Source organism: Pseudomonas sp. PNPG3 (assembly GCF_023093815.1).
GTDB lineage: Bacteria > Pseudomonadota > Gammaproteobacteria > Pseudomonadales > Pseudomonadaceae > Aquipseudomonas > Aquipseudomonas asiatica.
The window spans coordinates 1-21976 of sequence record NZ_JALLKV010000056.1; the positions used below are offsets into that span (position 1 = coordinate 1).

23 protein-coding genes, 1 tRNA gene and 1 pseudogene are annotated in these 21976 nt (G+C 56.2%); 8 read left to right on the top strand and 17 right to left on the bottom strand.

Translation table 11 applies throughout. From position 1 onward, the window contains the following. The 3 genes and pseudogenes from MJ643_RS25250 to MJ643_RS25260 form a co-directional block, all read right to left on the bottom strand. Window positions 1–902: pseudogene (locus tag MJ643_RS25250) on the bottom strand (hypothetical protein); the annotation flags it as partial. A gap of 158 nt (window positions 903–1060) precedes the next feature. After that, window positions 1061–1429, bottom strand: coding sequence for a histone-like nucleoid-structuring protein, MvaT/MvaU family (locus tag MJ643_RS25255; RefSeq protein ID WP_156859646.1), 369 nt, complete (start codon window positions 1427–1429; stop codon window positions 1061–1063). A 69-nt stretch (window positions 1430–1498) separates the two neighbouring features. Continuing rightward, on the bottom strand, window positions 1499–2806 hold the full coding sequence (locus tag MJ643_RS25260) for a DUF4055 domain-containing protein (RefSeq protein WP_156859647.1): 1308 nt from the start codon (window positions 2804–2806) through the stop codon (window positions 1499–1501). Window positions 2807–2929: 123 nt separating this feature from the next. Between MJ643_RS25260 and MJ643_RS25265 the strand changes: the two genes are divergently transcribed. Together MJ643_RS25265 and MJ643_RS25270 are read left to right on the top strand one after the other, a co-directional pair. Next, window positions 2930–3241 carry a hypothetical protein gene (locus MJ643_RS25265; protein ID WP_156859648.1) on the top strand — a complete coding sequence of 104 codons (312 nt, stop codon included), beginning with the start codon at window positions 2930–2932 and terminating at the stop codon, window positions 3239–3241. A 133-nt stretch (window positions 3242–3374) separates the two neighbouring features. Beyond that, the gene (locus MJ643_RS25270; protein WP_156859649.1) at window positions 3375–3872 is read left to right on the top strand and encodes a hypothetical protein; all 498 of its coding nucleotides are present in this window, start codon (window positions 3375–3377) and stop codon (window positions 3870–3872) included. Here MJ643_RS25270 and MJ643_RS25275 read toward each other — a convergent pair. The 6 genes from MJ643_RS25275 to MJ643_RS25300 form a co-directional block, all read right to left on the bottom strand. Further along, the gene (locus tag MJ643_RS25275; protein ID WP_247727062.1) at window positions 3865–5391 is read right to left on the bottom strand and encodes a terminase family protein; all 1527 of its coding nucleotides are present in this window, start codon (window positions 5389–5391) and stop codon (window positions 3865–3867) included. The two genes, MJ643_RS25270 and MJ643_RS25275, sit on opposite strands and share 8 nt — an antisense overlap. 106 nt (window positions 5392–5497) lie before the next feature. Next, window positions 5498–5956, bottom strand: coding sequence for a hypothetical protein (locus MJ643_RS25280; RefSeq protein ID WP_247727063.1), 459 nt, complete (start codon window positions 5954–5956; stop codon window positions 5498–5500). After that, on the bottom strand, window positions 5956–6462 hold the full coding sequence (locus tag MJ643_RS25285) for a hypothetical protein (protein WP_247727064.1): 507 nt from the start codon (window positions 6460–6462) through the stop codon (window positions 5956–5958). The genes MJ643_RS25280 and MJ643_RS25285 overlap by 1 nt, the downstream gene beginning before the upstream one ends. 3 nt (window positions 6463–6465) lie before the next feature. Next, the gene (locus MJ643_RS25290) at window positions 6466–6951 is read right to left on the bottom strand and encodes a crossover junction endodeoxyribonuclease RuvC (RefSeq protein ID WP_247727065.1); all 486 of its coding nucleotides are present in this window, start codon (window positions 6949–6951) and stop codon (window positions 6466–6468) included. 153 nt (window positions 6952–7104) lie between these two features. After that, entirely contained in the window at window positions 7105–7764 is a 660-nt protein-coding gene (locus MJ643_RS25295) for a hypothetical protein (RefSeq protein WP_247727066.1), read from the bottom strand. A gap of 135 nt (window positions 7765–7899) precedes the next feature. Continuing rightward, window positions 7900–10128, bottom strand: coding sequence for a replication protein RepA (locus tag MJ643_RS25300; RefSeq protein WP_247727067.1), 2229 nt, complete (start codon window positions 10126–10128; stop codon window positions 7900–7902). A gap of 464 nt (window positions 10129–10592) precedes the next feature. Between MJ643_RS25300 and MJ643_RS25305 the strand changes: the two genes are divergently transcribed. After that, entirely contained in the window at window positions 10593–11891 is a 1299-nt protein-coding gene (locus MJ643_RS25305; RefSeq protein WP_247727068.1) for a hypothetical protein, read from the top strand. A 334-nt stretch (window positions 11892–12225) separates the two neighbouring features. Beyond that, entirely contained in the window at window positions 12226–12435 is a 210-nt protein-coding gene (locus tag MJ643_RS25310) for a helix-turn-helix domain-containing protein (protein ID WP_247727069.1), read from the top strand. A gap of 352 nt (window positions 12436–12787) precedes the next feature. On the opposite strand, the gene MJ643_RS25315 is transcribed toward MJ643_RS25310, so the two are convergent. After that, window positions 12788–12873, bottom strand: a tRNA-Leu gene (locus MJ643_RS25315). Window positions 12874–13074: 201 nt separating this feature from the next. Between MJ643_RS25315 and MJ643_RS25320 the strand changes: the two genes are divergently transcribed. The 4 genes from MJ643_RS25320 to MJ643_RS25335 are packed head-to-tail and all read left to right on the top strand — an operon-like array spanning window position 13075 to window position 16370. Then, the gene (locus MJ643_RS25320; protein ID WP_044047089.1) at window positions 13075–13350 is read left to right on the top strand and encodes a hypothetical protein; all 276 of its coding nucleotides are present in this window, start codon (window positions 13075–13077) and stop codon (window positions 13348–13350) included. A gap of 42 nt (window positions 13351–13392) precedes the next feature. Next, complete coding sequence (locus tag MJ643_RS25325; protein ID WP_031325628.1) at window positions 13393–14553, top strand: ATP-binding protein; 1161 nt, start codon at window positions 13393–13395, stop codon at window positions 14551–14553. A gap of 6 nt (window positions 14554–14559) precedes the next feature. Further along, entirely contained in the window at window positions 14560–16005 is a 1446-nt protein-coding gene (locus tag MJ643_RS25330; RefSeq protein WP_013973193.1) for an ATPase domain-containing protein, read from the top strand. A gap of 11 nt (window positions 16006–16016) precedes the next feature. Next, window positions 16017–16370: a response regulator gene (locus MJ643_RS25335; protein WP_013973192.1), complete on the top strand. Its 354-nt coding sequence runs from the start codon at window positions 16017–16019 to the stop codon at window positions 16368–16370. 45 nt (window positions 16371–16415) lie between these two features. On the opposite strand, the gene csrA is transcribed toward MJ643_RS25335, so the two are convergent. The 7 genes from csrA to MJ643_RS25370 form a co-directional block, all read right to left on the bottom strand. Next, window positions 16416–16613 (bottom strand): carbon storage regulator CsrA, encoded by a 198-nt coding sequence (gene csrA / locus MJ643_RS25340; RefSeq protein ID WP_004375914.1) that lies wholly within the window; start codon window positions 16611–16613, stop codon window positions 16416–16418. Between the two features lie 253 nt (window positions 16614–16866). Further along, window positions 16867–17889 (bottom strand): DNA topoisomerase IB, encoded by a 1023-nt coding sequence (locus MJ643_RS25345; protein WP_013973191.1) that lies wholly within the window; start codon window positions 17887–17889, stop codon window positions 16867–16869. A gap of 57 nt (window positions 17890–17946) precedes the next feature. Next, a complete protein-coding gene (modC, locus tag MJ643_RS25350; RefSeq protein ID WP_038409937.1) occupies window positions 17947–19038 on the bottom strand; it encodes a molybdenum ABC transporter ATP-binding protein in 1092 nt (363 codons plus the stop codon). A 1-nt stretch (window position 19039) separates the two neighbouring features. Then, window positions 19040–19720 carry a molybdate ABC transporter permease subunit gene (modB, locus tag MJ643_RS25355; protein WP_013973189.1) on the bottom strand — a complete coding sequence of 227 codons (681 nt, stop codon included), beginning with the start codon at window positions 19718–19720 and terminating at the stop codon, window positions 19040–19042. Continuing rightward, a complete protein-coding gene (gene modA, locus MJ643_RS25360; protein WP_208209198.1) occupies window positions 19720–20478 on the bottom strand; it encodes a molybdate ABC transporter substrate-binding protein in 759 nt (252 codons plus the stop codon). Before modA ends, modB begins: the two co-directional genes overlap by 1 nt. Before the next feature lie 193 nt (window positions 20479–20671). Continuing rightward, window positions 20672–21760 (bottom strand): nitronate monooxygenase, encoded by a 1089-nt coding sequence (locus tag MJ643_RS25365; RefSeq protein WP_013973187.1) that lies wholly within the window; start codon window positions 21758–21760, stop codon window positions 20672–20674. Window positions 21761–21803: 43 nt separating this feature from the next. Next, a complete protein-coding gene (locus MJ643_RS25370) occupies window positions 21804–21974 on the bottom strand; it encodes a hypothetical protein (RefSeq protein ID WP_013973186.1) in 171 nt (56 codons plus the stop codon). Window positions 21975–21976: the final 2 nt, after the last annotated feature.

Genomic DNA, 21976 nt, shown 5'->3' on the forward strand with positions numbered 1-21976 from the left:
GGCAACACCCTACCGGAAAGGTCAGGTGTTGCACTCAGTTTTTGCCGCCGCCCACTGTATTTTAAGCAAATCCCCTTGTGGTTATCTCCATAGCTTCCCCAAATTGCGGAGTTATCACACTCTTTCATAAAGCAGGCAACATACCACTGAGGGTGCATCAATATTTGTATTTGATCGAGATATCTTGCTGCAAATATATTTGTTAGCTCTAGGAATTTTTTGTTTGACTCAGGAAGCATGGAGTGATATTTAATCTCGTAGCCGGATACGCTCAAGGCAATTTTCTGATAAGTTTCGTATATTCTTCCTAGGTCGCCATATTTTTCGATGTTAGCAATTATAGGAATGTGAAACTCCACATCTTGTAAAGGGTCAAAAGGTGGACTGTTGTGCCTAACGTCGGTCATGTCATGTTTGTCATTGATCGTTAGTACGATTGATAGGAATCTATCATGCAGGCCAAAAAGATAGTGTGTTAACTGAGGCTTGTAGTGCTTGTTATGATTTTTTGCAAAAGCTTTAGCATAGGAGTGGAAGACATTATCACTCTGTAGCAGCTCGTCCATATCTTGATAGGCGGCTAGAAATATCCCATCAAGTTGCTCAGGGTATTGCCATGTTGGCAGGTTTTTTTCTAGTGGAACACCACGCGAAACATCATCTATCTGCCAACTACGCAGAGCTAACACAAGGAGGTAGTGTCTGAAAAAATTCATCCAGACAATCTGGTCTCCTGACCAAAAAATCTCCCTATAACCTTCAAGTGGGTCATTCAGTTGGTCGGGTGGTGCAAAGTAGATTTCCAGGTTCTCAAGTTCACCAGGAACAGCTTCTGAATCTGCTGTTGCATCCTTACCAAGCAGCCTGTCCGCAGTCCTGAATCTGTAGAGATATTGCTCCATGAATACTCCGCTGCTTGTAGAGGGGAAAGGCCCGAAGGCCAATTTGCACTCAAACCGACATCATACTGCCAACCCAGCCTGACCAACCAGTTGTTGAAATGGCCGCTCCAACTGAAAAAAAGGGCCCCGCAGGGCCCTGATTTTTGTACTCAACAGTATTACTTAGCCAGCCAGGATTCGACCTCTTCGGCACCATGCTCGGCTTTCCACTCTTTCAGTTGCTTGTGGTTGCCGCCCTTGGTTTCGATCACTTCGCCGGTGTGCGGGTTTTTGTACTGCTTGACCTGGCGGGGCTTGCGGTTGCCTTTGGTTTCGACAGCAGATGGAGCGCGGCGGGTTGCGGCTTGCGGATCGAGAATGGCGATCACATTGCGCAGGCTGTAGCCGTACTCACCTAGCAGGTCACGGAGCTTTTGCTCAAACTCAATTTCTTTTTTCAGCGAGTCGTCATTTTTTAGGGCTTCCAGCTCAGCCAGTTGGGCTGCGAGCTGTTGTTCCAGGGCGCGGAATTCGGCAAGGCGTGACATAAGTATCCTTAGATGAAAATAAATGACGAATGCAATCTAAGTCTCAACAGCACAAAAGTCAATTTGCGGTTAAGTTAACTCCGTTGTCAAGCGATCCTGGTTGTCGGAAATACTAAAGTCGTTCCTCAGCAGACCCCGGCGCTTCAGTTCCTGGAGGTAATCTTCCTGCGAGAGGTCACCCATCGTCCTCGCATTCGCCAGGGCAGTGAGCTCTTCAGCCGAGCTGTTGATGCCATATTCTGTGTGGATGTCGACGTGGAAGTCAGGCTCAGCGATTTTGTTAAAATACGCGATCCAGCCAAGCACTCGCTCTGCCGCCGAAGCCAAGTTCAGCGCGATCAACGCAACCCGGTTGTTAGTTTCACCAGCCCGCAGCGCCCGACCAGTCGCGGTCTCGACCGCTCCATTATTTTCAAGCATGTCAGACCCGTACGACTGCATCTTCGCCTCAAGGTCTTTGAGCGAATCCCTGCCTGCGCCGATTGCTGCACCGCTGTGCTCGACGTATTTAAGGTCAGCCCCTGACTCACCCTTAATCGCATACTCGCTGCCAATGGCAATCGCAGCATCATCAGCGACACCTGAAGCGAACAGCACCGGCACCCTGGCAATCCGCAAAATATTGGACTGGTCACTACTCTCCTGGTAATGCTGCAGGTTCATAAATGCCAGGTCTTTCAGTGGCGGTGCAGCAAACAGCTCACCACTGGCCACAACGGCAGACGAATGCACTGCAACGACCGGAATCTCTTTGAGCGCAAACGCCTGATCAACTGTAACTGCCGTGCCGTCTTCGTCGTACAGAGACCAGGTCACCTGCTCGCCGTCGCGCTTAAATACCCGCACCCTGGTTACTTCTTTTTCGCCCCACTCGCCATCGGCAACAACTGCGCGTTCTTGGATGCGGATCTCTGTCAGACGGTCGTCTTCGTCCAGGCGGTAGCCGAGAATGTGGTCGCCGGAGAGGTGGTATGCGTAAGGGCGGCCACCCTGGACTGCGCAATCGACGGCAATAAAGGACGAGCCATTCCACAGGGCGTCCTCAAAGACTGTGGATGACAACCCGGTGAGGCTGGTGCCTTTACCATCAACAGCTTTGACGTACTCATCGGCCAGCTCTTGGTAATGCTCGCTTTTGACGACAATCGGCCTGGTAAAAGGCTTTGAGGCCAAGTTTTTAGCAGTTTTGTCCGTGTAGTTGGTGAGGAATGACCGAGCCAGGCGCCGCTTGTACGACTCTGCGGACTCACCTGGTTCTTTGGGTAGGTATTTTACCCCGGCATTTCGGAGTGCTTCGGTGCCGCCACGGACAGCCCTGATTAATTCGCGGTCATCGTAGTATTTTTGGCAGCGCAAAGTGCGTTGGCTGACTGACATATATGTGCCTATTTTTATTATTGTGTGGCTTGCAAATATTTTACATGTTTTTGCTGCTAGCGACTTGAAATGCCCTGATCTCTTTTTGGATAATTAAGACAAGACAAAATACAAGGAGAAGATATGGACGTGTTTGCTGCATTTAAGCTCTGGTATGCGGACGCCGATATGCCGGAAAAAGTTAATGGAAGGTGGGTCGACATGGAAACAGGCATCGGATTTGATCCGAGAGCCTGGCTGCCTAAGCTGCCTGCAACCCCTGAACTTAATGGCTCAGAAAAACAGGTGGCATGGGCAACCAAGATCCGCAACGACTTTATGTACAAAATCAGCGACCAGGAAACCAAGAGACGTTTGACTGCAAAATATTTGTCGTCAAAGTTTTGGATCGAAAATCGCAACCTCACGCCAGGCGAAATGAGTGCGCTGGCTTGACGAATTCTCTTGGCTTGCGGCTTCCAAGCGAAAAAACTTACCTTAGAGTGTGGGCATTAAAAGATCTTTACAGGCTGTCCAGCGGAGGGTAACGTTACGTCACTCGTTTGAGACTTGATTTGGAGATCTACATATGGCGCCTAGTCTTCCGAATGGTATTTTTAAGCTAACTGACGACGAATACGCAACAGTTATGTATGAGCTGGTTACTAAGCCGGCGCGCACCCATCAGTTAAAGGAGAGAGAGCGATTTGAGTCTAAACTGCTAGATGTTATAAAGGCTTACTGGAAGCCTGGCCCTGAAAAAGAATCCGCAGCCATCGCGCTTGTTGACTTCTCTGACGAAGGAAGGGTTGTTGTTAGTCTTTATAAGAAGGCTTCTGGGTGTAAGACCGACATTGTGGTTTCTAACTCCACGCAGGAGCTTCGTAAGCGCCAGTTTCTTTGGGCGAAAGTCGTGGTCAACGAGGTTGGTGATACCAATGAAAAGCATTTTGAGCTGATTACCGACCCCAATCACTCGTATACCGTTTACTCAAAGAATCTTATTGACGAATTCACCATTCCTGTCCGAATCGATAGCCTTAGCAATATAAAATTTCTATACCAAGATCATCCCTACATCACCTGATCCCTTGCTGCACTGACGTTACCGGACGCTTCCAGGTTAAACGGTATGCCAAAGCGTCCCACGCATGGTCATCCCCAGCCTTAGCCACGCTATCCAGCTGATCCTCATCTCGCTGAAGTTCCGGAATCGACGAGTTTAGGAAACGGCAGTTGGTAAAGAAATAGATGTGCGGCTTGCCTGGATCTTGCTCAACTGTTGCTTGCAAACGACTGAACATCAACTGCGCGCTAGTCACCCTGGAGCCCGGAGACTTGTCGGAGTTCACGAAAGTCATGCCCTCAGCAGCCAGATCCTTTGCGACTGTCGGCGCGGTGCCCTGGTCGACCTTGCTTCCGTTAAAAATTTGATTGTCCGCAGGGCCTGGAGTGACTTTGGCGTGGTTCTTCAGGATGCTTTCTTGAAGCTTGAGCTCGCGCTGCTTGAGCCGCTTGCCGATGTTGCCGGCGCTCAGGAACAGACCTAGATCACGCTTTTGCTGAGTTCCGTCTGCGTTCAGTGGAGTGCCGTAGTCCTCACCTACGACGATGATCGACCCCTTGGGCGGACAGAAAGGCTTCCCGTTGATTAAGACTGACTCGCCGTTGGCTTCCGCAGTCCAGAGGCAGCAAAACGGCGTGGATTGGCCGTAGTCAAACGATCTTTCGACTTTCCAGTGCGCGGGGATGGTGAAAGGCTGCATGAGCAGCACATCCTTTTTCCAAAGCGGTGCGAACATGGCGCTATCGTCGACAGCTTCCCAATCCCCGAGCAGCCAGCTGGCCCGCTTTGCAGGATCGCTGATAGTCCGCAGCCAGGCCTTGTACTCATCGTCCAGGTGCGGGTTTTCAAATACGGTGCCAAAGATCGCGCACTTGTCCCGACGTCCATTTTTGTACTCGATCTGGCCGCTAATTTTGCCGTCAATAAAGCGGGCTTTGACCCAGCGCTTGCCGACTCCCCACGGGTTAGTAGTCGACCTGACCTGGAGTGGTGGCATGAGCGGCTGGGCTTTCGTGGGCTGGTAGGACGTCCGCAGCGTCGACATCATCGACTCATATATGTCGTCCGTGGCCCACGTTGTGAGCTCGTCAAAGCCAATAAAACTGTACTCCTGCCCGTGGAATTTGGCTTCGTATTGCTCCTTTTTTTCGATGTACTCAAAAATCAGGACTTCGCCGGTCGGGAACGTCCACTCCCTCAAGGATTTGTTGAACGTGGCGCCAGGGAACATTTTTGGGAAAAGCCTGTGGCTCTTTACGACCAAGTCCTTTAGCGAGGAAAACTGCCGACGCAGGATCACTCCTCGCCAGTAACTGCCCCAGCCCTTGCCAACATGCTGGGCAAACGACATCAGAAGGCACTCGGACTTACCGTTACCACGCGAGCCGTGGAATAGCACTTCCCTAATCAAGTTTTGAGGTTGGCCGGTGATGAGCAGCATGCCTTGGGAGCTAATGCCGCCATCCGAGCCTGGGATCGGCTGCCACACCACATTCCGGACAGCTTTGGCGATGTGCTTAATGTTCCCGGCTGAGCTCATAAACCCACCATTGCAGGCCTAATGCTCCCATTCGGGTTCACTACGCGGCTCGCGCAATCCGGGAGGGAAGAGCCTTGTTTGCGCACAATCGCCTGGTTGGTTTTGATCACAAACCATCTCCCATAACGACAAAATGGTTGGAAATCGCACCGCCCGTGTGCATCCGCTTGTACAGGATCACCGCATCGACACACTCGTACTCGCTCACGCTTCGGGGGCCGGTGGCCGAGGGGGATGGGTCGTGGATCTGTTTGCCGTCAAAAAAGACCTGATGGAGTACGCCTGAGGGGGTGAGGACTTGGAGGATTGCGGGGTGGCCGAGGGTTTCCAGGATGTCCGGATTTGCCGTGCTCATGTCGATGCCGCTGGCTTTGACGAAGCCTGGGAATGCCGTATACACAGGTGCGTAGCCCAGGCTGAATAGGATCGAGGCAGTGTGCTGAATGGTTACGCCGCCGCGTTGCTTGTCAGCGCCGTAGTGGTCGAGTGATTGCTCATAGGTAATGCCCAGGGCGTTGGCCAGCGTGGCGATACCGCAGTCAAAGGGGGTGCGTTGCTTGATCATCAGCTGAGCTCGCTTGTTTTTGTTTTTGCTAGCTGTAGGGCGTCTGATTGCTGCTGCTGGAGGAGCTGATCCAGGTCGTTGTCGCCGGCCATGGATGGAATCAGGGCGATGCCAGTGCTTGATTCTTCGCTTACTTCTTGGCGGATCGTGACTTCCTTGCGATTCCAGTCACCGAATTCTTCTGGCATACGGCGAGAGAGGAGGCGTGCGGCTTGGTTGGCATCGCCGTCCTTAATCGCTTGCATGACTGCGTCAATTGCTGGCTTACATGACTTGGCTTTGGCTAGGTCGATGCGCTCCAGAAATTCCAAAAGCAAGAGCTCATCCTTGGTTAAGTCAGACTCGTCTTTAGCTTCGTCCTCAATTTCCTTTGCAGCCTTTTGCCATGCATAAAATGTGGAGGAGGGCACACCTGCACACCCACAGGCGATCTTCAAACTTGTTGTTTGAATAATGTATTTTTCGAGATCCGCAATGATCTTTTTAGTGAGTGCCTTGGCCGCCATTAGTCACTCCAGGAACCTAACGCCAAACTTGGCGAGCATCAGGCTGTCGGAGATCCCATCACGCACAGCACGCTTTCCGGCCCTGGCTTTGCCATAGATCTGCTCAGCCCGGAAAACCTCGTATGCCACTTCGGCAATCTGCTCTTTTGAGAGCCCTGAAAGAGCCTGGAATCCACGCCACTCCTGAGGCCTGGAGTACCGAACGACAGGGCACAGGCACTCCGCGATAGCCCTGACAGCGCCAAAGGCATCCCCGAAGCTGAACATGGAAGTAACACCTTGCCCAGGCCTGGCACCTACCAGTTCTACGACTGCCAGTTCAGGCGAGTGCAGCGAAATAAAGTCAAATACCGGGCGCGGGTCTACACGACGCTTTTTGCCGTCAAAGGAGACAGTTGGCATTTGAATGCAAGCAATTAAGTTGAATTGCTCGTCGATGATGGATAATCCACCGGAGAGACCTGGATCGATCCCCAAGATCTTACGCATGTCGCACTCGTTCTTATTGTTCTTATGCAGATATTGTAACACTATTAACAGCTTTGTTTGTGCGCAAATATTATGTGTAAAGCCTGGGCAAAAAAAAGAGCCGTCGTGGCCCTTTGTGTTCTTTTGCATCTTGCATGGGTTGGGTGGGGTGGGTTATTTGCCGAAGGTGGCTACCAATCTTTTGTACTTGTCGGTGGCCCGGAAGGCTTCTTCCTCGCCTTGGTAACAGTATTCAAAGCCCTCCTTTGAAATCCACTCCTCTTGGGTCATCCTGGTGCCATCTTTGCGCGGCCTTGACCAAGGGCAAATAATCCCTTTTTCTTGAAGGATGAAGATAATGTGAACGCCGTTCTGTTCCGCCACTGCTCTGTATTTCTTTGCGTCTACCAGGGTGGGAATAACACCTTTGATTTCAAACACGATCTTCGGATTATTCGGATCAACTGAGTCAGGTTGATATGTGTGCTCAACAACGTACTTGAGCTTTTGTTCCTTCGGTTCGTATTCGCACTCCTGCAGTCCGCCAAAAATCATAATGAATGCCTCAGGCCAACTCCGATAGGGCTTCGGCACTGGCGGGAGGTCGGGGAGGAAAATGACCTCTTCGACCGTTACAACACGTCCATTGTAATGCTGGGCATTGTAATCGTTCCATGGCACCTTATGGAGCGCATGCAGGCAGGTCTGGGCGATGCTAAACAAAAGTCCTCGGTCGAGCTCCCTAAACCCCCATGGCTTCATGAGGCAATCCCTTATTTCGTCAACTTCCCCCATGTCAATTTGATGTTGCGAGATATCAATAAAAGCGGTCATAAAGCGTTCCTTTTTTTTATTCTTGCTATACCTTCCATAATAAATATGAGCATTTGGCCGTTCAATAGCTTTTTGCAAGTTTGTCAAAATATTTATATTAGGTATATTGCAGCGCCTTCCTTGGCGCTTGGGGTATTAGATGTAGCGTGTCATTTGGGCCAGGGATTTAGGGGTGATCGTGTAGAAAAACTGCTTGTTAGTTGTCTCGTGCTTTTTGACGACAAGACCGAACTGGGCGAAGATTTTCGTGATGTCGGCTTTCTTTGCCTGGTCGCTTTTGGCGGAGCTCATCCGGATTCCGGTTGTCAGGACGTCAGTGCGAATGGCGTTGAGGCTGTCAAACAGTGCAACGCTGTGATCACCCAGCCAGGCGTTGCCGGTAGTCATGGTCTCAAATGCTGGCTTCAGCAGGGCCATCACCCGTTTAGAGCTGCGCTCGTCTGTTGCGGCAAGGGTTGCAGTTGCGCTCATCAACTCACGGAATTTAATGATCTTCGACTCACCCTCGCCAAAGCCCCACACCATCGCGTCGTCCATATTAAAGTCTGGAACCTTCATGACTTCGACCGCCTTGGCTCGCGAGGTTTCCAGGTATTCCTGCTCGGTCACCGACCCGTATTCTTTGACGCGCTGTGCGGTCGCCTGGTCAGCCTTGTTGGCGTGATTCACACCGTTGGCGATCTGGCGTTTAACAGCTTTTCGAGCCTGGCTGTCTGCCTTAAATCCGGACAGCGAAAGGTCGTCGTCGTGCTCCAAGACTTCGACATTAAAGCCGCGAGCCAGGAGACTTGCTGGCAGCGTGTTTTGGATATGGTCTCGCAGCCAGGCCTCGTTTTTGCGGTGCGTGTATTCAACAAACCGGAACTGCAAGGCGGCCAGCTCCGATCTAACCAGGGCTGCTGCCTTAGCTTGCTCACCGTCCCTGAAGCTAAGGCCAGCGAGCAGGTCATCCAGGCTTACTGGTTTGCACTTGTACACTGCCTCGACAGCTTCGGTTTTGCTGTACTGCGGCTGCTTAATACCAACCACAAAGCTCCTTGCGGTGCGGTCACGGCGGAGCATTTGGATTGCATCGCTAGGCACTACTTGCCCTTGAAAGATCCCATAGTGAGCCTTGAAGTGACCCGAGGTGATCGACAGTGCCGAGGTGATTACCGGGCTGTAAATCACGACCTTGTGCTCAGTCGCATTGGGGTTAGCGATAAAGGCAGCTTGCTCTGGCCACAGAGCATTGTCAGCGGTAACCACCAGGGCTGCTGGCCCACCTTTTTTCTCGATTGCCTTCGCGAGAGCCATGGCTTCTTTGACAGCATCGCAAGCAATCAGGGTGGTTGTCCTGCAGGCCGACTCAACTGCCAGGACGCGAACGTGGTTAATGTCGCCGGTTTGCACCTTAATGCTGGAGTGGGCTGCGGCCTTTTTGTAAAGCTTGTAGCCCGGCCCAATCATCTCTGCGCAACGTGCGTCGATGTCAGCATCGCTCAAAATGACGTTGGCAGTGTTTTTGACGACCAAATTGAGGGTTTCCCACACGGACTGACGGTTTTTGACTTCGCCGCCGAGGACGTGGGAGATCACCTGCGAAGCTTCGTCGATCACCACCAAATCGACTGTCTGGATGAAGCGTTTGAACTTGATGGAATTAAGGGAGTTGACGACGATCTTGAGCCCCCTGGCGTTGAGCAGAACGTCAGGGTGGTCGCACTCGTCGTAGCTCACGATGCCCGGAAGGTTTGCGAGTGTTTTGTTGATTGAGCGGCGGTGGGAGATCACCAGGACTTTTTTGCCTGCGTCCAGATAGTGGCGAATGACTGGCTCGTTGATCCTTGAGGACTTGCCGTCACCGGTAGGCAGGCTGATGAGGTACTTGCCGCCGTCCGCCAGGATGGTGTCTCGGATGACCTCCGGGCTCTCGGCGGAGATTCCAGTGTCATTAAGGGCGTTGGTTTTTGAGTTCATCCTTGCAGTGAGAAATTCAAGCTTGCTGTTGATAGACGAGGCGCAAGCGTCTTGGGTGCGACCGGTGGCCCCGGCAAGAGCTTTGGCTTTCTCTTCGGTTTTACCCGAGACAAAAACATCGCGAGCGATTTCAAAAGCAGCGGCGTCAAAGGCTTTGTCGCTGCTATCGGCCTTAACGATCATCAGGGCCAGGTTGAGCTTTGACATTGTGTAAATTGATTTTGTGATCTGTCCGTCATGAGCGCTGTGCAGGCCAGAGGCTGTTTTATATGCCACTGAAATCGCGTCAAGGACGTTTCCGTCAATTGACACTAGGCGAGTAGTGCTTGCGTACTCTCTGAGCTCAAGGGCTGTTGCAAGGGCTTCCTTGTTGTTTTCGATGACTACTGTTTGTGCGTTGTTCATGTTGCGTTCCTTTTTTATTTGAGACTGTTCCGTCTCTATGTAGCTAGTATCAAAAATGAGCAAAAGGTGTTGCAATACCCAAGTGCAAAGTTAGTTAAAATAATTAAGTTGGGTATATTTTGCGTTATGTGATTCCAGGTTTTTCTTAGCCAAAATTTATTGTGAATACCTTTAGTTTGATCGACCCCTGCCAACCCCATCTACCCCTCCTTCTCTCTATATATAAAAAAGGGTAGTGGGGGTAGGTGGGGTGCTGGGCGGTACATAACTCTTGGTTAAGAAAAACTTTTTGTAAACCCCTCGAAGCTCAACTAAGCTGAATTTGGCGGAGTTAAGCTAACCTCAGCTCATCTCATCTCTCGGCAGCGCAAATAAGCTCAACTAAACTCTTGCGCGAACCGTTGCTCATTTTTAATACTGTAGGAACTGGGCATGAGATAGCCCACAAAAAAAAGGAAAATACAATGAGCATTAAATACGCAACGCAGAAAACCGCAGAAACAAACCGTGTTACCAGTGGTGAGGTGGACTCCTTCCTCGCGCTTTACCAACAGTATTTTGAGCGACCAGTGGTTTTGGCTGAGAAAACGGATGCTAGGACGTTCGTACCGGCCACTTTTAGAATTCCAACACGCAACGATAGCAACGTAATTTCATCTAGCTTGATCATTTTTGACATCGATCAAAAGCTTGGGGAGGGCTATGACAACGACATGCTCGCCCTGGAAGAGGCCGAAGATGCGCTCATGGACATGAATCTTGAGCATTTTATATATACGAGTCACAGCCACACCCTCCAAGCCCCACGGTTCCGGATCGTTATCGCTGTAGCCAGGCCTTACTTCCCGGCTGAGCACAACTCTATTTGTGCCGCCATGCTTGAGACTCTCGACGATTTCCTTGACGGTAGGCTATTGAGAGCAATTGACCCGTGCTGGAGAACTCTATCCCAGTGCTATTATATTTATACAACACACCCAGATCGCCACAGTCACGCAATTAGTTTTTACAATCCCGGCAAGCCTGCTGATGTCGACGAACTAAAACTCCACCAGTCGCAATACGGATTATCGGTTGAATACAAACCAGGCGCGTCACGTCCAGCCTCAGGCGACACTGGCGCCAGGGGCAGGTCTTACGATCTCAACAGAATTGTTGGGGGCATGATTACGTCGTCGACTGAGGCGGAAATAGCAGAAAGGTTGTTTGAGTACGACAACACAGCTCACGCGGGAAATGAATACTTTAGGGACATGGTATATCCACGCAACCGCCCAGACCCTGGGGAATCGCCAGACGCTGCAGCCTGGCGCTCCTGCAAAACATTTGCTAAATCCCACATTAGTTCGCTCAAAAGAAAATTCCGCAAGCAGATCGACACGACTATTGTCGTCAAAAAAGCTTCTTCTACTGAGCCTATGCCAACCCACGACGCCATGATTCGGTTCAGGTCTTTTAACAGCAGGCCGACCAACAACGGGGGAGAGAGCGTATTGCTTGAGTTGCAAGTAATGTCCGGCGAGCACGCAGGTCGTCATTTCTGGCACAGACTGTACGGCAATGGTAACCACGAAGTCGCGATCAAGATCAGCAACTCAATCATTCAAAAGATTTCCAAGGCGACTCAGACTCCGATGGAATCCCTAAAGGACATCATCAAAGCCGAAGGGAAAACAGTAAAGGCCAGGATTAAGCTAAAGCCAGGAACCGGTGGATTCAAACCTCAAAACGAGATCGGAGACATACACTTAAATCAGATCTGATTTGATAGCAAAAAAGGAATTAAATCCCACACTTAGTTATAGTTACATGTTATAATTTACCAAGTGATGCGGGTTTACCTCCTTTTCCCCGCATCGCACCCCCAGGCCCGCCGGTTCTCTCGCATCCCGGCGGGCTTTTTTTTGTCTTTTTTTAGGGCATGGGCTGGGCGGAAATGCCCGTATTTACTGGAATTTCAGTCGATTTAAGAGTATGCGCTTGACATACCCATTAAAAATGTGCCTTGACGGAGAATGACGAGATAATTTAGCGTAAATTGACATCGGGAGGGCATGAGAGCCCGGTGAACTGTCAATTTTACGAAAAGGGGTTTGCATGGAAAACAAAAGGGTGGCTCAGCGGGAATTTCTGAGCGCTGACGAGGCGGCTGCAGTGCTCGGAGTGTCAAAAGAGACGCTGCGTTTTTGGAGGTACACAAACAAGCACGTCGAGGAAATCCCTCCGCTGAAGCATGTTTCTAGGCGTATTTTTTATCGCACTGCGGACGTTGTTAGGTTCTCGAAAACGATGTACTGCCCGGCATAAGCCTTCAGAAAAATACTAGAGCACGATGCTCGCCCCAGGCTCCCGGCATGACGCCTTGAGCCGCCAAGAAGCCCAGCCATGATCTGGGTTTTTTTGTGCCTGCAGAATGGTGCTTTGAGGGCGGCTTGGTAGCCGACCAGCGGTCGAAAATATTTTTGAAAAAAGATGAGATTTTTTTGCCAGGAAGGGCGATGAGATGCTGGGAGCTGGCGAAAGCTTATGAAAGCTGGGGGATTTTTAGGGTGCAGCTACCAAATAGCTACCAAGAGCCGAAAAACGGGCAAAAATGACGTGGCAATGGAGAGATTGCTGAAACGCTGGAGGCCTTGAGTGGCGGGGCTTGCAGGGGATTTTGGAGGGGTGGGATTTGGCGGAAAAATGGGTTGACACTCAGCAGATTTTAAGTCTGCTGTGTATACCAATTCCACCACACTCGCACGCTTGAAGGGGCCGTAACGACCAGCTCGCTTCTAAGCAGAAGGGCTTCGCAATCAAGCGCGCTTTATAACCCATTGTTATAGTTGAGTCAACCACAGCGCCTATGATCAACAGAATGAAGGGTCGATCGAATGGGCAATTGACACCTTGCTGTCATTACGCCACTGTTGCCCTTTTATTGGATCCAAAGAGTGTGCGGTGATGACTCTGTCCGATACTTCCGAGCGTATCGTGCACCCACGGCTGTTGTGGCGACTTTTGTTCGTGCTGGTCGTCGTGCTGGCGGCATTTCTCTACCTGAGCCTGATCAGCCTGGGTGGTTATCTGTTGATGCTGGGGTTCGATGCCGAACACTCTCAACCGCAGCGGCTAATGGCCCTGACCGGTGGCGGGCTTATCCTGTTGGTCGGCTTGTGGCTGCTGAAAGTGGCGATGCCTCGGCGCATCAGCCCTGTGCTGGTTGAGCCTGGGCGTTGAACCTCGCAATGTTTTCCCTCCTGCTGTGCCGGTGGAGTTCGCATGGTCTCAGCTGACTGTCTCGATCACCCTGTCATGCCTGCCCACCGCTATGAACAGCTGGTTCAGTCGGTGGTGGATTACGCCATTTACATGCTTGATCCTTCCGGCCATGTGGTGTCGTGGAACGCAGGCGCGCAACGTATCAAGGGGTACCGTGCCGATGAAGTGATCGGCCAGCATTTCTCGTTGTTCTTCACTCCGCAGGATTGCACCGAGGGCCGCCCGGAGCGCTTGCTGCGCCAGGCGCTGGAGCAGGGCGTGGCGCAGGATGAGGGCTGGCGCGTACGCAAGGATGGCACGCAGTTCTGGGCGCTGGCCGCCCTGGATGTGATTCGCGATGACCAGGGCCAGATTGTCGGCCTGGCCAAGGTGACCCGGGACATCACCGACCGCCGCGAGTCGGCGCTGCAACTGGACGCGGTGCGCGCCCAGCTGTTCCAGGCACAGAAGCTGGAGGCCCTGGGCCAGTTGACCGGTGGCCTGGCGCACGACTTCAACAACATGTTGACCATCATCATCAGTTCGGCGCGCCTGGCGCTGGCCACCCAGGACCCGGCACGCGCCCAGCGCATGCTGCAGCATATTCTCGATGCCGGGCAGCGGGGCACCGAACTGACCCAGCAGCTGCTCAGCTTTGCCCGCCATCGCAAGCTTGATGTGACTTGCGTCGCCCCGGCGAACCTTGTTGCTGCGACCCGTGGTCTTCTGGAGCATGCGCTGCCTGGTTCGATCGACCTGAAGGTGCTGTTGCAACCGGATCTGCCCCTGATCGAGGTGGATGCCGGGCAATTGCAGATGGTGCTGCTCAACCTGTTGTTCAATGCCCGCGATGCCATCACGGGGCAGGGCCGGATCGGCTTGACCGTCGATGTGGTCGAACTGACCGGCGAGGTGGAGGGCCTGCACGGCGGGTTTGTGCGTTTCGAGGTCGAAGACAGCGGCGAGGGCATCGCGCCAGCGGTACTGCCGCGGATCTTCGAACCATTTTTCACTACCAAGCCCTTTGGCAAGGGGACTGGCCTGGGCCTCAGCCAGGTGTATGGTTTTGCCAGGCAGAGCGGTGGTGCCATTTGCGTCGACAGTGAGCCCGGCCGGGGAACTTGCATGCAGCTTTACTTGCCAATCTATCAGGGCCAGACGGACAGCCAACTCGACAGGTAGAACACCATGGCACAGGCACTCAGGCGGCTGGTGACGGGGATCGATGGGCTCGATGCGTTGCTCCAGGGTGGCCTGGTGGCTGGCGCGTCCTACATCATTCAGGGCCCGCCGGGGGCTGGCAAGACCATCCTCGCCAATCAGCTGGCCTGCGGGCATGTGCGCGGTGGTGGCCGGGTGCTGGTGGCCACGTTGCTCAGCGAGTCGCACGAGCGGCTGTTCCAGTACCTGGCGACCCTGGAGTTCTTCGACCCGGCGCTGGTCGGTGATCCGATCCAGTTCGTCAGTGCCTTCGATACCCTGGAGCAGGAAGGCCTGGACGCCGTGGTACGGCTGCTGCGTCAGGAAATCGCCCGCCAGCAGGCCAGCCTGCTGATCGTCGATGGCGTGCTAAATGCCCGGGTGCGTGCGGAAACCGCGCTGGATACCAAGAAATTCGTCTCTGAACTACAGGGCCATGCGGCCTTTGCGGGCTGCACCGTGCTGCTGCTGACCAGCGCCCGGCTGGAAGAGGGTAGCCCGGAGCACACGATGGTCGACGGGGTGATCGAACTGGGCGAGCAACTGTTTGGCAGCCGCGCCGTGCGTCATATCCAGCTGCGCAAGACGCGGGGCAGTGCGGCGTTGTCGGGGCGCCATGAATGCCTCATCGATGAAACCGGCATGCATGTGTACCCGCGCCTGGAGTCACTGTTCAGCCACCCCAGCCAGGCGGGCAGCGCCACCTTGGAGCGCATCGGCAGCGGGGTGGCGACCCTGGATGAAATGCTCGGTGGCGGCCTGGCCACGGGCTCGGTCAGCCTGCTGATCGGGCCCTCGGGTATTGGCAAGACGTCATTGGGCCTGGCATTTCTCGGTGCCAGCAGCCTGCAGGCGCCGGGGCTGCATTTCGGCTTTTACGAAACGCCGGAGCGCCTGCGTATCAAGGCCGCTTCGCTGGGTTACGATTTTGCAGCCATGGAGCAGGCTGGCATCCTGCAGCTTTGCTGGCAACCGACTACCGAGGGCCTGCTGGACCAGGTCGGTGCGCGCCTGCTCGAGCGGGTCGAAGCGCAAGGCAGCAAGCGCGTGCTGATCGACAGCCTGGGGGCGTTCAGCCGCCTGGCCATCGACCCGGCGCGGCTCAATGCGTTTTTCCGCGCCTTGGTCGGCGAACTGCGCGCGCGCGATGTCAGCGTGATGCTGACCTGGGAAATGCGCGACATTTTCGGCGCGGAAATCAGCGCCCCAGCCCCGGACCTGTCGAGCATCGTCGACAACTTGATGCTGATGCGCTTCGTCGAGCTGGATTCGCAGCTGCGGCGCATGCTGTCGATCCTCAAGGTGCGTGACAGCCACCATGACCCTGCCTTGCACGAGCTGCTGATCGGGCCGCAGGGCATTACCCTGCGCAAGGCGTTCGAAGGTGCTTGCGGTGTGCTTTCGGGAACGCCGGTGCCGCAGGGAAGCGGGTGACGGGGCGGGCGATGAACACCATCCTGATCGTCGATGACGAGTACCTGATTGCCGACATTCTCGGTTTTGCCCTGGAGGACGAGGGTTTTCTGGTGGAAAAGGCGAGCAACGGCTGCAAGGCGCTGGAGGCCCTGAAGGAAAAGCGCGTTCAGCTGGTCATCACCGACTACATGATGCCACTGCTCAACGGCGAGGAGCTTGTGCGCTCGATGCGTGAAGACCCGGCTTTGAGCGAGTTGCCGGTCATCCTCATGAGTGGCGCGCAGGCCAATCAGGGATGCCCGGAACTGTTCGCCGCGGTGTTCGACAAACCGTTCGACATGGACTGTATGATCGCCAAGGTGCACGAACTGCTAGGCACCTGAAGCGCGGGGCGATCAGGCGCGTCCGTGCGGCTTGAGGCAGGTCGCTCAGTGCGAGTCGTCGTGCTTTTCCGGGGCCGGGCTGCCGGCCTGGATACGCTTGAAAATCTCTTCTCGATGGACCTGGACGTCTTTCGGTGCATCGATACCGATCCTCACCTGCATCCCTTTGACGCCCAGAATGGTGACTTTGATGTCATCGTTGATGACGATGCTTTCGCCAACCTTGCGGGTGAGTATCAGCATGTAGTTCTCCTTGGTGATGTAAAAGTCCGTCGGGCTAGTTGCCACGGCGGCGGGAGCTTGTCCCTCTTCCTTCTCATTAAAGACGCTTTCGGCGGATAGTAATTCCCCGACAGACAAATTCTGTTGCGTGTCTTCAGTCGCAGGTGCCGAAGCAAACCGCCAGCGGTTTGTCGGCCAAGGTGCTCGGTGGCAAGAATAGGGGGCTTGGCGGCCAATGGGAAATTTCTTCGCATCATGGTCTGAATAGACCGGGTTAATGGTCATCCTGTTCCTCGAGTGCCTGAAGAAATAACAGCAAGGCTACTTCTTCACGGTCCAGGCCTTTGCGCACACGGTTCTTCGGCAAGTTGGCCAGGCGCCCCAGGGCATAGTGTTCAAGTACAGCCGGGTGAATGTAGCAGCGCCTGCACACTGCCGGTGTATTGCCCAGGCGTGATGCTACCTGGCGGACGATGGCGGCGACCTGGCGCTTGGCTTCGCTCTCGGGCTCCCAGGCCAAGGGCCTCAGCAGGTCCAGGGCGAGGCTGCTACCGGCCCAGGTGCGGTAGTCCTTGGCGGTGAAGTCGGCACCGGTCAGCTGCTGCAGAAACTGGTTGACCTCGCTGGAGCCGACGCTATGGCGCTGGCCGTCGTCGTCCAGGTACTGGAACAACGCTTGGCCGGGCAGCTCCATGCAGCGCTTGAGCAAGTTGGCCAGGCGCCGATCGTTGAGGCTGACGTTGTGCTCGACGCCGCGCTTGCCGCGGAACTGGAAGCGGATGCTGCTGCCCTTCACCTCGACATGGCGGTTGCGCAGGGTGGTCAGTCCATAGGACTGGTTGTCACGCAGGTAGCGCTGGTTGCCGATGCGGATCAGGGTGTGGTCCAGCAGGCTGATCACCAGCGCCATCACCTTTTCCCGGTCCAGGCCTGGCCGGGCAAGGTGGTCGTGCAGCTGTGCGCGCAATTTCGGCAGGGCCTGGGCAAACGCCAGCATGCGCCCGTACTTGTGCTGGTCGCGTATTTCGCGCCACTGCGCGTGGTAGCGGTATTGCTTGCGGCCACGGGCATCGCGACCTGTGGCTTGCAGGTGGCCTTGCGGGTCGGCGCAGATCCACACCTCGGTATAGGCCGGGGGGATTGCCAGTGCAGCGATGCGGGCAAGGGTATCGCTGTCGCGCACTCGTTGGCCGTCGGCATCCAGGTAGATGAAGCGCCCTCTCCAGCGCCTCCGGGTAAGGCCCGGCTGGCTGTCGTCGACGTAGTGCAGGGTGCGCGGCAGGGGGCAGTCAAGCATGGTTGGCAGGCCTCGATCAGGTCACTGATCAATGGACACCAGCGACGTGGCCGATGCTCAGCCCAGCAGTGCCACCGACTTGATCTGGGCAAACAGCACCTGGCCCGGGTGCAGGCCGAGCTGGTCTGCCGAGAAGCGGGTGATGCGCGCGAGCAAGGCGTTGCCGCCAGCATCCAGGCTGACCAGTACATGGGCCGGGTTGGCGGCCGGGCGGCTTTCGCGCACGCGCACCGGCAAGCGGTTGAGAATGCTCGAAGTGCTGTCGGCTACCAGGGCCAGGCTGACGTCACGCGCCTGCACCTTGACCCGCAAGGTGCTGCCCATCACCTGGGCAGGGTGGGTGATACGCAACAGCGGCCCGTCGTTTCCGGGCAGGCGCAGGTCGAGCAGGTCGTAGTGCGCGTCGTGTGCCACCACCAGGCCTTCGAACACCACCCCGGCATCCTCGCCCTCGGCCAGCGACAGGTCGAGACGGGCCAGGGTGTCGCCGATCGGGCCGCTGGCCACTGCCTGGCCTTGCTCCAGCAACACCAGGTGGTCGGCCAGCCGAGCCACTTCCTCCTGGGCATGGCTGACATATACCAGCGGGATGTCCAGTTCGCCATGCAGACGCTCCAGGTAGGGCAGGATCTCGCGCTTGCGCGGCCCGTCCAGTGCAGCCAGCGGCTCGTCCATCAACAGCAGGCGCGGGCTGCTGAGCAGGGCGCGGGCAATGCCTACCCGCTGCGCCTCGCCACCAGACAGGGTCGTCGACCGGCGTGCCAGCAAGTGGCCGATGCCCAGCAGTTGGCAGGCCTGGTCTAGGCTGACCTTGCGCTGGGCAGCGGCCACCCGGCGCCAACCGAACTCCAGGTTGCCGCGTACCGACAGGTGCGGGAACAGGCTGGCCTCCTGGAACACGTAGCCTACCGGGCGCAGGTGTGGTGCCAGGAAGAAGCCGCGGGCGCTGTCTTCCCAGATTTCGCCGTTGACTTCGATGTAGGCGCTGCCGGCCCGCTCCAGCCCGGCCAGGCAACGCAGGCAGCTGGTCTTGCCAGAGCCGGAGTGGCCGAACAACGCACTGATGCCGCGGCCGGGCAGGTGCAGGTCTACGTCCAGGGTGAAGTCGTCGCGCGCCAGTTTCAGGCGCGCCACAATCGATGTGCTCATTTCAGCTCCAGCCAGCCTTGCCGCGGCGTCCTGCGTACAGCAGGAGCAGTACCAGGAACGAGAACACCAGCATGGCACCTGCCAGCCAGTGTGCTTGCGAATAGGCCATGGCCTCGACATGATCGAAGATCTGCACCGAGACCACGCGTGTCTTGTCGGGGATGTTGCCGCCAATCATCAACACCACGCCGAACTCGCCCACCGTGTGGGCGAAACCGAGGATGCTGGCGGTGATGAAGCCTGGGCGGGCCAGCGGCAGCACTACGTGGATGAAGGTGTCCCAGGGGCTGGCGCGCAGCGTTGCGGCCACTTCCAGCGGGCGCTGGCCAATGGCGCCGAAGGCATTCTGCAGCGGCTGGACCACGAACGGCATGGAGTAGATCACCGAGCCGATCACCAGGCCGGTAAAACTGAACACCACGCTGCCCAAACCCAGCGCCTGGGTCGCCTGGCCCAGCCAGCCATGCGGGCCGAGGGCGATCAGCAGGTAGAAACCGATCACTGTGGGTGGCAGTACCAGCGGCAAGGCCACCACCGCGCCCACCGGCCCGCGCAGCCACGAGCGCGTGCGCGCCAGCCACCAGGCGATGGGCGTGCCGACGATCAGCAGGATGAGGGTGGTCATGCTGGCCAGTTTCACGGTCAGCCAGATGGCACCCAGGTCACTGGCATCCAGTGGCATCAGATTTCATAACCGTAGGATTTGATCACTGCCGCGGCTTTCGGGCCTTTCAGGTAGTCGACCAGGGCCTTGGCGGCGGGGTTGTCCTTGCCTTTTTCAAGGATTACCGCGTCCTGGCGGATGGGTTCGTGCAGGGACGAGGGAACGATCCAGGCCGAACCGCTTTCGACCTTGCCGTCCTTGTAGATTTGCGAAAGGGCGACAAAGCCCAGTTCGGCGTGGCCGGTGGATACGAACTGGAACGCCTGGGTAATGTTCTGCCCTTCGACCAGCTTGGGCCGGGTGGCTTCGGTCAGCTTCAGCTTGTCCAGCACCTGGGTGGCGGCCAGGCCGTAGGGCGCGGTTTTCGGGTTGGCAATGGACAGGTGCTTGAACTGGTTGTTCTTCAGCACTTCGCCGTTGGCGTCGACATAGCCGGGCTTGGCCGACCACAGCGCCAGGGTGCCGATGGCGTAGGTGAAGCGTGAGCCTGGGGCAATTGCGTTTTCCTGCTCGAGCTTGGCTGGGGTGCTGTCGTCGGCAGCGAGAAATACCTCGAACGGCGCGCCATTCTTGATTTGTGCATAGAACTGGCCGGTGGCGCCATAGGCAGCGACCAGCTTGTGGCCAGTGTCTTTCTCGAAGTCCTTGGCAATGGCCTGGATAGGGGCTGTGAAGTTCGCTGCGACCGCGACCTGGACTTCATCGGCCCAGGCAGTGTTGAAGGCAAGCAGGCTGGCCAGGGCGGTGGCAGCCAAGTGGGGCGGGCGGATACGCATGAAGACAGCTCCTTGGGGCTTATCGTTATATCCTTAACTATATAGCGATAGGCCGTGGGCCGGGAAGGGGGCAGGATGATGCATGGCCAGGTCCGGCCCCTTCGCGGGCTTGCCCGCACACAGTACTGCGCAGCATTCAAAATCAGTGGTGAACCTGTGGGAGCGGGCAAGCCCGCGAAGAGGCCGAACCTGCTTATGCAGACGCCTGGCGGCCGATCACTGCCAGCGCCTTTTCGGCAATCTCCCGGGTCAACTCACCCGCCGCCATATGCCTGCCCAGCCGCAACGCCTGCCCCGACCACAGGTTGCTGAAATCGCTATTGCCCTGCGGATCTGTAATCGCCCGCAAAGGCATCAAGGCCCCGCCGGCCAGCGGGAAGTGCGGGGCCAAATCGCTCATCGGCCCCAGCTCGCGCATGATGCGGTTGTTGATGCCACGCGCCGGTCGGCCGGTGAACAGGTTGGTCAGCGCCGTGTCGCTGGCAGGTGCGCTGTCCAGGGCCTGGCGATGCGCCGGCGACACCTTGGCCTCGGGGCAGAACAGGTACGCCGTTCCGATCTGCACTGCCGAAGCACCCAAGGCCAATGCCGCCAACAGGCCGCGGTGGTCAGCAATGCCGCCAGCGGCAATCACCGGCACGCTGACCGCATCGGCCACCTGTGGCACCAGCGCGAAGGTGCCGATCTGGCTGGTGATATCGTCGCTGAGGAACATGCCGCGATGGCCGCCCGCCTCATAGCCCATGGCAATGATCGCATCACAGCCGTGATGCTCCAGCCACACGGCTTCCTCTACGGTTGTGGCGCTGGACAGCACCTTGGCACCACTGGCCTTTACCCGTTGCAGCAGGTTGGCATGGGGCAGGCCGAAGTGGAAGCTCACCACCTCCGGGCGCAGTTGCTCGACCAGCTGGCAGTTCTGTTCGTCGAAAGGCGCCCGGTTGGACACCGGCGTGGGCGCCGTGAAGTCGGCACCCACTTCGCTGTAATAGGGCTGTAGCGCCTGCTTCCAGCGTGCATCGCGCTCGGCATCGGGCGCTGGTGGCTGGTGGCAGAAGAAGTTCAGGTTCAACGGGCGGCCCGGGCAGCCGGCGCGGAAGGCGGCGATCTCGGCGCGCACCTGGTCGGCCGTGAGCATTGCGCACGGCAGGGCGCCCAGACCGCCCGCCAGGCCCACGACAGTGGCCATGCCCGAGCCCGTCGCACCGGCCATGGGGGCCTGCAGAATGGGCAACTCGATACCCAGCAGGTCGAGGATGCGGCGGTCGGGCCAGTGGCTCATGCGATTCTCCTTGCGCGGGCGGGCAGTACGGTGGGGCGGGTGTTTACAAGGCTTTGCTGACCTGGATGTCGCTGATCTTCTCGGCGTCTTCGCCGTGAATCTTGCGCAGGGCTTCCAGGGCTTGTTCAAGGGAGGCGTCGGGCATCAACGCGAAGTCCCAGCGGCGCTGGCCGTCGAGCTTGTACTTGATGACGTACTTGGTGGTCTGGGTCATGG

Coding starts and splice junctions, on each gene's coding strand:
- MJ643_RS25300 (WP_247727067.1), bottom strand. CDS start 10,128: ATGAACAACGCACAAACAGTAGTCATCGAAAACAACAAGGAAGCCCTT.
- MJ643_RS25305 (WP_247727068.1), top strand. CDS start 10,593: ATGAGCATTAAATACGCAACGCAGAAAACCGCAGAAACAAACCGTGTT.
- MJ643_RS25335 (WP_013973192.1), top strand. CDS start 16,017: ATGAACACCATCCTGATCGTCGATGACGAGTACCTGATTGCCGACATT.
- MJ643_RS25330 (WP_013973193.1), top strand. CDS start 14,560: ATGGCACAGGCACTCAGGCGGCTGGTGACGGGGATCGATGGGCTCGAT.
- MJ643_RS25370 (WP_013973186.1), bottom strand. CDS start 21,974: ATGACCCAGACCACCAAGTACGTCATCAAGTACAAGCTCGACGGCCAG.
- MJ643_RS25255 (WP_156859646.1), bottom strand. CDS start 1,429: ATGTCACGCCTTGCCGAATTCCGCGCCCTGGAACAACAGCTCGCAGCC.
- MJ643_RS25345 (WP_013973191.1), bottom strand. CDS start 17,889: ATGCTTGACTGCCCCCTGCCGCGCACCCTGCACTACGTCGACGACAGC.
- modA (WP_208209198.1), bottom strand. CDS start 20,478: ATGCGTATCCGCCCGCCCCACTTGGCTGCCACCGCCCTGGCCAGCCTG.
- MJ643_RS25310 (WP_247727069.1), top strand. CDS start 12,226: ATGGAAAACAAAAGGGTGGCTCAGCGGGAATTTCTGAGCGCTGACGAG.
- MJ643_RS25290 (WP_247727065.1), bottom strand. CDS start 6,951: ATGCGTAAGATCTTGGGGATCGATCCAGGTCTCTCCGGTGGATTATCC.
- MJ643_RS25295 (WP_247727066.1), bottom strand. CDS start 7,764: ATGACCGCTTTTATTGATATCTCGCAACATCAAATTGACATGGGGGAA.
- MJ643_RS25260 (WP_156859647.1), bottom strand. CDS start 2,806: ATGTCAGTCAGCCAACGCACTTTGCGCTGCCAAAAATACTACGATGAC.
- modC (WP_038409937.1), bottom strand. CDS start 19,038: ATGAGCACATCGATTGTGGCGCGCCTGAAACTGGCGCGCGACGACTTC.
- MJ643_RS25325 (WP_031325628.1), top strand. CDS start 13,393: ATGGTCTCAGCTGACTGTCTCGATCACCCTGTCATGCCTGCCCACCGC.
- csrA (WP_004375914.1), bottom strand. CDS start 16,613: ATGCTGATACTCACCCGCAAGGTTGGCGAAAGCATCGTCATCAACGAT.
- MJ643_RS25285 (WP_247727064.1), bottom strand. CDS start 6,462: ATGGCGGCCAAGGCACTCACTAAAAAGATCATTGCGGATCTCGAAAAA.
- MJ643_RS25265 (WP_156859648.1), top strand. CDS start 2,930: ATGGACGTGTTTGCTGCATTTAAGCTCTGGTATGCGGACGCCGATATG.
- MJ643_RS25275 (WP_247727062.1), bottom strand. CDS start 5,391: ATGAGCTCAGCCGGGAACATTAAGCACATCGCCAAAGCTGTCCGGAAT.
- MJ643_RS25365 (WP_013973187.1), bottom strand. CDS start 21,760: ATGAGCCACTGGCCCGACCGCCGCATCCTCGACCTGCTGGGTATCGAG.
- MJ643_RS25320 (WP_044047089.1), top strand. CDS start 13,075: ATGACTCTGTCCGATACTTCCGAGCGTATCGTGCACCCACGGCTGTTG.
- MJ643_RS25270 (WP_156859649.1), top strand. CDS start 3,375: ATGGCGCCTAGTCTTCCGAATGGTATTTTTAAGCTAACTGACGACGAA.
- MJ643_RS25280 (WP_247727063.1), bottom strand. CDS start 5,956: ATGATCAAGCAACGCACCCCCTTTGACTGCGGTATCGCCACGCTGGCC.
- modB (WP_013973189.1), bottom strand. CDS start 19,720: ATGCCACTGGATGCCAGTGACCTGGGTGCCATCTGGCTGACCGTGAAA.